Origin of the sequence: Allobosea sp. (assembly GCF_035944895.1) — a bacterium.
In the GTDB taxonomy this organism is placed as follows: Bacteria; Pseudomonadota; Alphaproteobacteria; order Rhizobiales; family Beijerinckiaceae; genus Allobosea.
Genome location: NZ_DASZAT010000005.1, coordinates 793364 through 806095 on the forward strand (window position 1 = coordinate 793364; position 12732 = coordinate 806095).

Sequence of the window (12732 nt, forward strand, 5' to 3'; positions counted from 1 at the left end):
TCGATACGTGTATGTTCCAGCCGGAACGAGCGATCAAATTCGCCATAATATGGACCCGCTGGATTGGCGGGTGGATGGGAGGAGCGGCCTTATGGCCGAAACAAGCACGAGCGCAGCCGCCGGCGCGCATGCCAGCGACGGTGTCGCCGCGGTCCTGGAGAGTCTCGACCATACCCCGAAGCGTGTCGGCTCGGCGCTGGTGCGTCCGCTCGAAGTCATCGCCGCGTGCCTGCTCGTCGCCATCGTCACACTTCTGCTTGCCGGCGTGACCTCGCGCTATGTGCTCTCTATCCCGGTGGTCTGGATCGACGAGGCCGCCTCGATCTGCTTCCTCTGGCTCGCCATGCTCGGCGCCGCCATCGCGATCGACCGCAACGAGCACCTGCGCCTGACGCTGTTCGTCGGCATGCTGCCGGAGCGCCTGCGCGGCCTCGTCCACGCCTTCGGCCTGCTGGCGGTCGCGACATTCCTCGCGGTGATGACCTGGCCGGCGATCGACTATGTCATCGAGGAATCCTACGTCACCTCGGCGGCGCTCAATATTCCCTCGAGCTATCGCGTCTCGGCGATCGCCTTCGGCATCATCGCCATGCTGGCGCTGGTGCTGACCTATGCGGTGCGCACCTGCACGTTGCGCGACCTCTTGATTTCGGCGGTGGTGATCGGTGCCGTCGCGGCTGCCTTCTTCCTGCTGACCCCGGTGTTCAAGACGCTGGGCTACGTCAACATCGCCATCTTCCTGCTCGGCGTCGTCGGGCTCTGCCTCGTCGCCGGCGTGCCGATCGCCTTCTGCTTCGGGCTGGGGGCGCTCTGCTTCCTGTCCTTCAGCACCAGCGTGCCGATCTTCGTGATGATCGGGCGCATGGACGAGGGCATGTCGAGCCTGATCCTGCTCTCGGTGCCGATCTTCGTGCTGCTCGGCTGCGTGCTCGACGCCACCGGCATGGGCAAGGCGATCGTCGACTTCCTGGCTTCGCTGCTGGGCCATGTCCGCGCCGGCATGTCCTATGTGCTGCTCGGCTCGCTCTTCCTGGTTTCCGGCATCTCCGGCTCCAAGGTCTCCGACATGGCGACGGTGGCGCCGGCGCTGTTCCCGGAGATGAAGCGCCGCGGCTACCAGCCCAAGGAGCTGATCGCGCTGCTCTCGACCGGCGCCGCCATGGCCGAGACCGTGCCGCCCTCAATCGTGCTGATCGTGCTCGGCTCGGTCGCCGGCGTCTCGATCGCCGGGCTCTTCACCAACGGCCTCGTCGTCGCGACGGTGCTCTTGCTCGTGCTCGCCATCCTGGCGCGCTGGAAGGCCCGCGGCGAGATGCTGAAGGGCGTGCGCCGCGCGCCCTTCACGGTGATCTGGAAGACGGCGCTGATCGCGGCGCCGGCGCTCGTCCTGCCCTTCCTGATCCGCAGCGCCGTCGGCGGCGGCGTCGCCACCGCGACCGAGGTCTCGACCATCGCCGTGCTCTACGCGCTGATCGTCGGCATCGTTCTCTATGGCGGGATCAGCTGGCGCACCTTCTACGGCATGCTGGTCGAGACCGCGGCGCTCTCGGGCGCGATCCTGATGATCCTCGGCACCGCCTCGGCCATGGCCTGGGCGCTGACCCAGACGGGCTTTGCCCGTGATCTCGCGACCGCGATGTCGCATCTGCCCGGCGGCTGGATCAGCTTCATGGCGGTGACGATCGTGGTCTTCATGATCCTCGGCTGCGTGCTCGAGGGCCTGCCGGCGATCGTCCTGATGGCACCCTTGATGTTCCCGGTCGCCAAGAGCCTGGGGATCAACGACATCCACTATTCGATGGTGGTGGTCACCGCGATGAATATCGGCCTGATGACGCCGCCGGTGGGCATCGGCTTCTACATCGCCTGCAAGATCGGCAATGTCGAACCGGACGAGGCGATGGGCGCGATCTGGCCCTATCTGCTCGCGCTGCTCGCCGGCCTCGCCATCATCGCCTATGTTCCGTCCTTCTCGACGATGTTCCTGTGACGCACGCCATGCCGCCCTATCATGGCCGCCCGTCGCGTCCGTCGATTGCCGGACGGCGAAAACCCGCGCCAGCATGAGCAAAACGCCTTGGCGGGTCCGAACGAGGGCGCGCTGACCAATGAAGAACCTTCAGGGAGGAAAGACCATGTCGATCTCACGCCGCACGATCCTGCAGGGCGCCACCGCCGCCGCCACCATCGGGACCTTCTCGATCGCCCGGGCCCAGACGCCGGAATTCACCTATAAATACGCCAACAACCTGCCGCTGGCGCATCCGATGAACGTGCGCGCCGCCGAGGCGATGGAGAAGATCAAGGCCGAGACCAACGGCAAGGTCGTTATCCAGATCTTCCCGAACAACCAGCTCGGCTCCGACACCGACATGCTGAACCAGGTCCGCTCCGGCGGCGTCGAGTTCTTCACGCTGTCGCCGCTGATCCTGTCGACCTTGGTGCCGAATGCTTCGGTCAGCGGCATCGGCTTCGCCTTCCCGGACTACGATTCCGTCTGGAAGGCGATGGATGGCGAGCTCGGTGCTTATGTCCGTGGCCAGATCGCCAAGGCGAACCTGCATGTCCTCGACAAGATCTGGGACAACGGCTTCCGCCAGATGACCTCGTCAAAGGGCCCGATCGCCAGCCCCGCCGACCTCAAGGGCTTCAAGATCCGCGTGCCGGTCTCGCCGCTCTGGACCTCGATGTTCAAGGCCTTCGACTCCGCCCCGGCCAGCATCAACTTCGCCGAGGTCTACACTGCCTTGCAGACCAAGATCGTCGATGGCCAGGAGAATCCGCTCGCGATCATCGCGACGGCGAAGCTGTTCGAGGTGCAGAAGTACCTCTCGCTGACCAACCACATGTGGGACGGCTTCTGGTTCCTGGCCAATCGCCGCGCCTGGGAGCGCCTGCCGCAGGACCTGCGCACGATCGTCGCCAAGAACATCGACGCCGCCGCTTTGCTCGAGCGCGCCGACGTCGCCAAGCTCAATGCCGGCCTGCAGGCCGAATTGACCTCGAAGGGCATGACGATCAACCAGACCAAGGCCGACGACTTCCGCGCCGCGCTGCAGAAGGCCGGCTTCTACGGCGAGTGGAAGGGCAAGTACGGCGACGAGGCCTGGGCGATCCTGGAAAAGGCGGTCGGCGGCAAGCTGGCCTGAACGCAGTCTCGGTTCCGATAGCCGTTGCGGCGCGCCCTCCAGGGCGCGCCGCAACGCGTTTCACCCGCCCTTCTTCGCGGCCTTGCCCGGCTCGCTGAAGTCGAGCTGCTTCTGCAGGCCGAGCTGGACAACGAAGGCCGGCACAGCCTCCAGCCCGGTGTCCTTGGTCTTGCGCCAGGCGGCCGAGGCGATCGCCGTCATGCCGTTGCCGAGGCCGCGCGCATAGTCGAGGCCGATGCTCGAGGTCCGCGTCGTGGCGTCGAGCCCGAGATAGTCTTCCAGCTTCTGCCGGACAGTAAGCGAGAGGGCGTTGGTATCGTTGAAGCGTGCAGTCAGCTTGCCCTCATGCTGGGTCACGAGATTGACCACGGCGAAGGGCAGGGTGGTGTCCTCGACGGTGCGGCCCGACGACAGATCGAGCGTCAGCCACTCATAGGGAACGCGCAGCTTCGCCGTGTAGAGCAGCGTCTTCTCGTTCTCGAACTCCTTGTCCGGGAAGATGACCTGCAGCGGCGAGAGCGAAGCCTCGAACGTCGCTCCCTTGAGTGTTGTCGAGACGAACAGATTGGGTTGCAGCCGGTAATTGTCGCGGCGCATGCCGAGATAATCGATGCCGTTGGTGAAGCGGGTCCTCGACGCCGTGAAGGAGACGCCGATCTCGGTCTCGCCCTGACGCCAGGCGATGCCGGGCGTGATGCCGAGCGTGGCGAGGTTCTCGTCCTGCGGCAGGAAATCCCCATCGACGAAGACGTTGCGCTCGTTCAGCGCGGCAAGCCGGGCCTCGGCATTGGCGAAGAGTCGAAATGAACCAAGGCTGAGATTGAGCCGCTCACGCCAGGTCAGCGCATTGCGACGGCGCGACCATGTCTGCTCGTTCTCGATCCCCAGCGAGGATTGCAGGGAGAGGTTCTCGCCGATCCCGGTGGCGTGCTTCAACGTCAGCGCATGCGATCGGCTGGCAGCGAGCTGGCGCGGATCGTACTGGGTGTCGATCAGGAGGAGGTCGAGCCCGTAGCCGTCCTGCGCCGTGCCGCGCAGATAGTTCCAGCTCGCAAAGCCGGTCAGCGTCGGGCTGCCCTTTTCACCTTTGCTGTTGGTGGGGCTGGAGTCGAAGCCGCCGCGCAGGCCGATCACCGCTGTCGAGGCCAGGGGCTCCGTCGCTTCGTCTCCCGCGGCGGCTGGAAAAGCGCCGGCCAAGGCGCAAAAGAGCACGAAGACTGACCTGGTACGACGCATGCGTATCACCCCTCTCAGTCGAGGATAGGTGATCATGCCTAATGATCGGTTAATATAGCCAAGATATCGATCGTAAATCCAAGAATAAGTATAGTGTAATACGCGTTTATCTATGAGTCATGTGCAACTGTATTCGAGCGCGGCGCGGTTAACGCTAGCAAGTATGGTTAATAATGTGTTCAGGTTGCGGAAAAAATGAAATACAACCAAAACGTGTATATCGCTTCGATACCCGGAGCGAGTGCAGGGAGAGAAAGATGAAATACGCTATTGTTCTTGCCTCGATCGCTGCCTTTTCCGTCACTCCGGCCTTCGCCGGCAGCAAGGGTGGCCGCGGCGGCGGCCTTCTCGGCGGTCTGGTCACCACGGTGGCTTCGGTCACCACCGCCGTCTCCAACGTCAAGGTGCTCAACAACGTCTCGGTGCTGAGCGGCAACGGTATCCTCAACGGCAACAAGGTCAGCGTCGGTCGGGGCGGCATCGGGATCGGCAATGGCGGGCATGGCTGCGGCTGCAACTGATTCCGAAATGTAGCCAGCCGGCGATCGCCCGGCCCGGAGGAAGAGGGGCCTCGCGGCCCCTCTTTTCATGTCCGGCATGGGAGATTGTCTACCTGCCGGACGGTAGGTTAGGCTGATCTGAAAGGCAGCGGAGATGATGGCGGCGATGGACGGTTTCGATGCGGTTGGCGGCGGAACGCTGCGCTCGCCCTATTTCAACGAGGAACACGAGGCGCTGCGCGACCAGCTGCGCCGCTTCGTCGCAAGCGAGGTCAAGCCGCACGGGCTGGCCTGGGAAGAGGCCGGCATGGTGCCGCGGCAGGTGCTGGCGCGCATGGGCGAGCTCGGCTTCCTCGGCATCCGCTACCCCGCCGAATATGGCGGCTCGGAACTCGATACGCTCGCGACCGTGGTGCTGGCCGAGGAGCTCGGCCGCTCGACCTTCTCGGGCTTTGCGATCACCGCGCTGGTTCATACCGACATGGCCTCGGTCCATGTCTTCAATGCCGGCAGCAAGGCGCAGCGCGATCGCTGGATGCCCGATATCGTCGCCGGCAAGGTGATCTGCGCCATTGCCGTCACCGAGCCTGACGCCGGCTCCGACGTGAAGGGCATCCGCACAACAGCCCGGCGCGACGGCGATTCCTATGTGCTGAACGGCGCCAAGATGTTCATCACCAACGGCGTCCATGCCGATCTCTATTGTGTCGCCGCCAAGACCGATGCTTCGGCCAAGCCGTCGCAGTCGGTCTCGATGTTCCTGGTCGAGAAGGACACGCCCGGCTTCCGCGTCAGCCGCGCCCTCGACAAGCATGGCTGGCGCTCTTCCGATACGGCCGAGCTGGTTTTCGAGGACTGCCGTATTCCGGCAGAGAACCTGCTCGGCGGCGAGGGGCGCGGCTTCTACGCGATCATGCGCAACTTCCAGAATGAGCGCACCGTGATCGGCGCCATGGCGATGGGCGAGGCGCAGGCCGCGATCGAACTGACGGTCGACTATGTCCGCACCCGCACAGCCTTCGGCGCTCCGCTCTGGCAGAAGCAGGCGATCCGCCAGAAGCTCGCCATGCTCTCCGCCAAGGTCGAGGCCGGGCGTCAGCTGGTCCATCACGCCGCCTGGCTCGACGCCAAGGGCTTCGACGCGACGCGCGAGGTCTCGATGGTCAAGGCCTATTGCGGCGAGCTGGTCAACGAAGTCATGTATGCCTGCGTCCAGTTCCATGGCGGCATGGGCTTCATGCGCGAGAGCGCGATCGAGCGCATGGCCCGCGATGCCCGCGTCCAGGCGATCGGCGGCGGCGCCACCGAGGTCATGCTCGAAGAGGTGGCGAAGCGGCTGTGACGGTGGTGTCGGGGCGCGCCGAGCGGGCAGAGCTGGAGGGTGGCGCGCGCCGCCTGATCCTCGATCATGCGGCGCGCCTGCTGCGCAGCAATGGCTATCACCAGACCAGCCTGCGCGAGATTGCCGAGGCGGTCGGCATCCGCAAGGCCAGCCTCTATCACCATTTCCGTTCGAAGGAGGAGATCGTCGAGGCGGTGGTCAATGACGGTGTCGGTTTCGTCCACGAAGCGGTGCTCGCCGCCTTGGGCGCGGCCGACAAGGCCGACATGCGCAGCCGGCTCGAAGCGGCGATCGCGGCGCACCTGTCCGCCTTGCACGGCCATTCCGACTACACCTGCGCCAGCATCAAGGTCTTCAGCTTCGGTGAAAACCCGACGCCCGAGAGCGTACGTCGCACGCGGCGCGTCTATGACGATCTCTGGCGGGCCTTGGTCGAGGAGCTGGCCGCCGCCGGCGTGCTCGTGCCCGGCGTCGTACCCGAACGGCTGCGGCTCTTCCTGCTCGGCGCGATGAACGGCTCTGTCGACTGGTATCGCGAAGGCCGTTTCGACATCGCGCAACTTGCCGGCGAGCTCGCGGCGCTTGTCGCGCCGAAGGATGCGGCGGCCGCCTCGCTTTAACCTGCCCTTGACTCGTGCCGGGCGAGGCTGAGGCATGACGCGCGACGGCCTGTTCCGATTTGGTGGCGAATTCCGGGATTCCGCCCGCGAGGTGGCGTTTCGCGATGCGCGCTTCGGCGAGACGCTGCGGCAGTGCCGACTGATCTTCCTGATCTCGGCGGTCCTCAACACGCTCTTCCTCGCCAGCGACTGGCGCTTCCATGGCACGCCGCACTTCTTCGTCGCCGTGCCGGCGCGCCTGATGGTCGTCTTTGCCTCGCTTCTCTGCTTTGCGCTGGTGCGCAAGGCGACGCGCTTCTCGCAGGCGCAGGCCGTCCTCATCGGCTGGGAGGTCACGACCGGACTCATGGTCGCGCTGCTGGTGTCGTCGCGCAGCGATCTCGCCCTCTTCGTCGTGCTGATGCTGCCCTCGATCTTCTATCTGGTGGCGCCGACCGCCTTCCGCTGGACGCTTGTCCTCGGGCTGGGTTGCAGCGCGCTGATGCTGGCCGGCTATCTCGGCTACGGCGAGCTGCCCTCGACCTTGCCCGGCCTGATCCTCGTTCTCGTCATGCTCAACTTCGCGCTCGGCCTTGTCGTCGTTCACGGCAACCGGCTGCGACGGCTCGAATGGGCGGCGACCCAGGCCGAGCGCCAGGCCAAGGACGAGCTTGGCGCCAGCCAGGCGATGATCGAGCGAATCTTCATGGCGGTGCCGATCCCGCTCGTCGTCACCTCGCGCGGCGACGGCCGTTTCCTGCGCGGTAACGATGCCGCCAAACGCTATTTCGGCGACGCGGTCACGCAGGCACAGGTGCAGGACATCCTGCTCGACGGCGGCAATCGCCGCGTCATCGCTCGCTTGCTGAAGGACCATGACCAGATCGAAGGCCATGAGGCGCAGGTCTGCGATGGCAGCGGCGCTGTCCGCGACGTGCTGATCACCGCCACGACATTGCCGATCGGCGAGAATCCGGCCGTCGTCGCCGGCATCGTCGATATCACCGACCGCAAGGCCGCCGAAGCCCGCACTCGCAGGCAGGCGACGCATGACGCGCTGACCGGCCTGCCCAATCGTCTGCTGTTCCACGAGCGGATGCAGCAGGCCCTGGCGCGGATGGCGAGCAAGGGCGGGGCGGTCGCGCTCTTCCTGATCGATCTCGACGACTTCAAGTCGATCAACGACACGCTCGGCCATGACGCCGGCGATGCGCTGCTGATCGAGGCGGCGAAGCGGCTCGCAGCCGCGATTGGCCCCGACGAACTCGTGGCTCGGCTTGGCGGCGACGAATTCGTCGTGCTCTCGACGCGGCGGCTGACAGGGTTCCAGGCCCTGACGCGGGGGGAAGCGCTGATCGAGGTTTTACGCGAGCCCTGCGAGCATGCCGGCCAGATGATCGCGACGCGGGCGAGCCTCGGCATCGCGCTCGCGCCCGAGCACGATCGCGACGGCGTCGAACTGATGAAGGACGCCGATCTCGCGCTCTACCGGGCCAAGGCGAACGGCCGCAACATGGCGATCGTCTACGAGCCGGCGATGCGGGCAGCGATGGCGCGCCGCGTCGCGGTCTGCCAGGGATTGGCCGGCGCGCTCAAGGACGAGCGCATCCTGCCCTATTACCAGCCGCAGGTCGCGGTCGAGACCGGCCGGATCGTCGGCTTCGAGGCTCTCGCGCGCTGGCGCCATTCCGAGCGTGGCATCATTCCGGCTGCCGCCTTCCAGGAAGGCTTCCAGGATCCCGAGATCGCCAACGGGATCAGCGACGCGATTATCGTCGCCGTCGTGAGCGATCTGCGCCGCTGGCTGAATGCCGGGCTCGATGTCGGCCATGTCTGCGTCAACCTCGCGGCCAGCGTCTTCCGCGACCCGGCGCTGCCGGAGCGCCTGCTCGGCCAGCTCGCCGCCGCCGGCGTGCCGGCCAGCCATTTCGGCGTCGAGGTCACCGAGACGGTGCTGCTCACCCGCAATGCCGACGAGGCCGAGCGCACGCTGAAGACCTTGCGCGCCGCCGGCCTGCGCGTCGCGCTCGACGATTTCGGCACCGGCTATGCCTCGCTCACCCATCTCAAGCGCTTCCAGGTCGATGCGCTCAAGATCGACCGCGGCTTCGTCAGCCACGTCACCGAGAATGGCGGCGATGCGGCGATCGTGAAGGCGCTGCTCCGGCTCGCCACGGATCTGCGTCTCGATGTCATCGCCGAGGGCGTCGAGACCGCCGAGCAGGAGGCCTTCCTGAAGGAGCAGGGCTGCCGTTTCGCGCAGGGCTATCGCTACGCCAGGCCTGCTCCCGCCGGCCGCGTGCCCTGGCTGCTGCAACTGCCGGACCTGCTGCCCAAGGGCGATGCCATGCACGGGGATAGTGCCGCCGCCTGATCAGGCGCACTGGTCGCGACGCAATTTTCGTGGCGCTATGCCGGCATCAAAGACCGGAGCCTTGCATGCGCGCCTTCTATCACCCCGACCAGTCCAAGCACGATCCGCAGCAATATATGCGCTTCGGCAAGATCGTGGCACCCAAGGACCTGCCGGAACGGACTGAACGGCTGCTCGGCGCGCTTGCCAAGCACGGCGTCACGCCGGAGCGCTCGGCCGAGCACGGCATCGACCCGATCCTGGTCGTCCATGACGAGGGCTTCGTCCGTTTTCTCGAGGGGCTTTGGCAGCGCTGGCTGGCTCTGCCCGAGCGCGGACCGGAGGCCTGGCCCAACACCTTCCCCTATTGGAGTGGCCGCACCGACGAGGATGTCCGCCCGCCCTGTCGGCCGACCGGGATCATGGGCCAGCTCGGCTGGTATCTCGGCGATCTCTCCGTGCCGGTCGGCGAGCATTGCTGGCTCTCGACCCTGCGCTCGGCCGAGACGGCGGTGTCCGGTGCCGATGCGGTCATCGCTGGTGAGCGAGCGGTCTATTCGCTCTGCCGTCCGTCCGGCCATCATGCCCGCGCCGACCGCGCCACCGGCTTCTGCTATCTCAACAACAGCGCGATCGCGGCGCAGCGCCTGCGCTCGAAGTTCGGCAAGGTCGCGATCCTCGATGTCGACGCCCATCACGGCGACGGCACCCAGCAGATTTTCTATCGCCGCGACGACGTGCTGACGATCTCGGTCCATGCCGACCCGGTGGACTATTACCCCTTCTTCACCGGCTATGCGGACGAACGCGGCAACGGGCCGGGCGAGGGGTACAATCTCAACCTGCCGCTCGCCCATGGTGCCGGCGGCGCCGAGATGGAAGCGGCGGTCGACCGCGCCGGCCGTGCAATCCGCGAATTCGGCGCGGAGGCTCTGGTGATCGCGCTCGGCTACGACGCCCACAAGGACGATCCGATCGGCGTGCTCAAGCTGGAGTCTGCCGATTTCGGCACGATCGGCGCGAAGGTGAAGGCGCTCGGCCTGCCGACCCTGGTGGTTCAGGAAGGTGGCTACGCGATCGAGGCGATCGGCGAGTGCCTCGATGCGTTCCTGAGCGGGTTCAAGTAGCAGCTTCCTTCTCCCCTCGGGGGAGAAGGTCCCGGCAGGGGGATGAGGGCGCTTTGACCGGGTGAGACGAAAAAAGGGCCGCTTGCGCGGCCCTTCCCTCATCCGACCCGGCTGCGCCGGGCCACCTTCTCCCCGAGGGGAGAAGGGGCTGTCGCGGATCGCTACTCCGCCGCCTCGCGGCGCGGCAGCACCCAGTCCGGGCGGATCCAGTGGCAGGTGTAGCCGGCTGGATAGCGCTCCAGGTAATCCTGGTGCTCGGGCTCGGCCTCCCAGAAGTCGCCTTCGGGCTTCACTTCCGTGGTCACGCGGCCGGGCCAGCGGCCTGACGCGTTCACCTCGGCTATGACCTCCTCGGCGATCTTCTTCTGGGTCTCGTCGACATAGTAGATCCCGGAGCGATAGCTGGTGCCGAGGTCGTTGCCCTGGCGGTTCAGCGTGGTCGGGTCGTGGATCTGGAAGAAGAACTCGACCAGTTGCCGGTAGCCGATCCTGGCGGGGTCGAAGACGATCTCGATGCCCTCGGCATGGCTCCCGTGGTTGCGATAGGTCGCGTTCTTCACGTCGCCGCCGGTGTAGCCGACCCTTGTCGTCTCGACACCGGGGAGCTTGCGGATCAGGTCCTGCATGCCCCAGAAGCAACCGCCTGCGAGTACAGCACGTTCCGTCATGTCAAACCTCCTTGATCCCGGCAAGATAAGCATCGAAGCCTGAGTTCGCCATGTCGGTGCGTTTGGTTACGATTGACAACGCCTTCATGGGGCGGCGACTAGATCACCGCCTCGATCAGGAACGGCCCCTTCCGCCCCAGCGCGCCCTTGAACAGCCTGGCGAACTCCTCGGCCGTGGTGGCGCGGCCGGCCTCGACGCCCATGCCCTTCGCCATCGAGACCCAGTCGAGCGCCGGCTCGTCGAGATTGAGCATCAGCTTGGCGTTGCGGCCGAAATCGTTGACGCCGACATTGCGCATCTCGCCATGCAGGATCGCATAGGTCCGGTTGGCGAAGACCACGGTGACGACGTCGAGGTTCTCGCGCGCCTGCGTCCACAGACCCTGCACCGTATACATGCCCGAGCCGTCGGCCTGCATGCCGATGACCTTGCGGTCGGGGCAGGCGACCGCCGCGCCGACGCAGAGCGGAATGCCTTCGCCGATCGAGCCGCCGGTGAGCTGGATGTAGTCGTGCTGCGGCGCGCCATGGCAGTCATAGTAGAAGCTGCGGCCCGACGAGACGGATTCGTCGCAGATGATCGAATTCTCCGGCAGGAGCCGCGTGACGATGGCGCAGACCTTGTCGGCGTCGAGCGTACCGGTCGGGAGCGCCTGATCCGCTGCCTGCGGCGCGGCGATGAAGGCGGGCGGCGTCGCCCGCGCCGAGAGCTCGTCGGCTAGTGCTTCGATCGTCCCCGGCAGGTCGTCGCCCGGCACGGCCAGTTGCTCGACCTGGCAATTCTCATGCACTAACCGGCCCGGCTTGCCCGGATAGGCGAAGAAGCCGACCGGCACTTGGGCGCCGATCAGGACGAGCAGGTCGATATTGGCGAGCTGCTGCAGCGCCATATCGATCGGATAGAACACCTTCGGGATCGCAACACGGCCGGCGCCGCGCTCGATCCGTCCGTTCGACATCTGCGAGAAGATCTGCGCGCCGGTCGCGGCGCAGATGCGTGCGGCCATCGCCATCGGCCCCTCGCGCAGCGCCGAACCGGTCAGCATGATCGCAGCGCGCGAGCCGTGCTTGCGCAGCAGGGTGGCAACCTCGCGGATTTGCGCCTGATCGACCTGCCTGGGCGCCGGCACCGGCGTCCGCTTCAGCTCCGCCGGCTCGACGCTGCCCCAGGCGCAATCGGCCGGCAGGATCACGGTGGTGACGCCGGGCAGCGACAGCGATGCCGCATAGGCCTCGCCGATCGCCGGGCCGACATCCTCGGCGGAGGCGATCCGGCGCACGAAATGCGACATCGGACGGGCGAGGCTCTCGATGTCGCTGGTCAGCGGCGCGTCATGCTGGAGATGGTAGGTCGCGTGATCGCCGACCACGTTGATCATCGGCGTCCAGGCGCGCCGGGCGTTGTGCATGTTGGCGAGCGCGTTCGCCATGCCCGGCCCGCAATGCAGCAGCGTCGCCGCTGGCTTGTCGGCCATGCGGGCATAGCCGTCGGCCGCGCCGGTGACCACGCCCTCGAACAGGCCGAGCACGCAGCGCATCTGCGGCTTGCGGTCGAGCGCCGCGACGAAATGCATTTCGGAGGTGCCGGGATTGGCGAAGCAGACATCGACATCGTTGACCAGCAGCGTGTCGCACAGGCGGTCGGCGCCATTCATCCGGAAGAACCTCTCGATAGCCAAGGGCGCTTCGCGCCCGTCACGTGGAGGGGAAGGGATCACTACCGGAGTGTCAAACAAGAGAATGTCATTGCTTGCCCAA

General features: G+C 66.1%; 10 protein-coding genes. 7 read left to right on the forward strand and 3 right to left on the reverse strand.

Going from position 1 to position 12732, the window contains the following annotated elements; genetic code table 11:
* Positions 1-91: 91 nt before the first annotated feature.
* Both VGV58_RS06070 and VGV58_RS06075 read left to right on the forward strand, forming a co-directional pair.
* Complete coding sequence (locus VGV58_RS06070) at positions 92-1990, forward strand: TRAP transporter large permease subunit (RefSeq protein WP_326873074.1); 1899 nt, start codon at positions 92-94, stop codon at positions 1988-1990.
* 145 nt (positions 1991-2135) lie between these two features.
* Positions 2136-3149 (forward strand): TRAP transporter substrate-binding protein, encoded by a 1014-nt coding sequence (locus VGV58_RS06075; RefSeq protein WP_326873075.1) that lies wholly within the window; start codon positions 2136-2138, stop codon positions 3147-3149.
* Positions 3150-3209: 60 nt separating this feature from the next.
* Here VGV58_RS06075 and VGV58_RS06080 read toward each other — a convergent pair whose 3' ends face one another.
* Positions 3210-4385 carry a hypothetical protein gene (locus VGV58_RS06080; RefSeq protein ID WP_326873076.1) on the reverse strand — a complete coding sequence of 392 codons (1176 nt, stop codon included), beginning with the start codon at positions 4383-4385 and terminating at the stop codon, positions 3210-3212.
* A gap of 257 nt (positions 4386-4642) precedes the next feature.
* Between VGV58_RS06080 and VGV58_RS06085 the strand changes: the two genes are divergently transcribed.
* The 5 genes from VGV58_RS06085 to VGV58_RS06105 all read left to right on the forward strand — a co-directional run bounded on the left by VGV58_RS06085 (position 4643) and on the right by VGV58_RS06105 (position 10306).
* Entirely contained in the window at positions 4643-4906 is a 264-nt protein-coding gene (locus tag VGV58_RS06085; RefSeq protein ID WP_326873077.1) for a hypothetical protein, read from the forward strand.
* 145 nt (positions 4907-5051) lie between these two features.
* Positions 5052-6227 (forward strand): acyl-CoA dehydrogenase family protein, encoded by a 1176-nt coding sequence (locus tag VGV58_RS06090; protein WP_326873078.1) that lies wholly within the window; start codon positions 5052-5054, stop codon positions 6225-6227.
* The gene (locus tag VGV58_RS06095) at positions 6224-6847 is read left to right on the forward strand and encodes a TetR/AcrR family transcriptional regulator (protein ID WP_326873079.1); all 624 of its coding nucleotides are present in this window, start codon (positions 6224-6226) and stop codon (positions 6845-6847) included. Before VGV58_RS06090 ends, VGV58_RS06095 begins: the two co-directional genes overlap by 4 nt.
* 34 nt (positions 6848-6881) lie before the next feature.
* Entirely contained in the window at positions 6882-9200 is a 2319-nt protein-coding gene (locus VGV58_RS06100) for a putative bifunctional diguanylate cyclase/phosphodiesterase (protein WP_326873080.1), read from the forward strand.
* Positions 9201-9265: 65 nt separating this feature from the next.
* Complete coding sequence (locus VGV58_RS06105; protein WP_326873081.1) at positions 9266-10306, forward strand: histone deacetylase family protein; 1041 nt, start codon at positions 9266-9268, stop codon at positions 10304-10306.
* A 161-nt stretch (positions 10307-10467) separates the two neighbouring features.
* Here VGV58_RS06105 and msrA read toward each other — a convergent pair whose 3' ends face one another.
* Complete coding sequence (msrA, locus tag VGV58_RS06110; protein ID WP_326873082.1) at positions 10468-10974, reverse strand: peptide-methionine (S)-S-oxide reductase MsrA; 507 nt, start codon at positions 10972-10974, stop codon at positions 10468-10470.
* Between the two features lie 98 nt (positions 10975-11072).
* The gene (locus tag VGV58_RS06115) at positions 11073-12629 is read right to left on the reverse strand and encodes an acetolactate synthase large subunit (RefSeq protein WP_326873573.1); all 1557 of its coding nucleotides are present in this window, start codon (positions 12627-12629) and stop codon (positions 11073-11075) included.
* Positions 12630-12732: the final 103 nt, after the last annotated feature.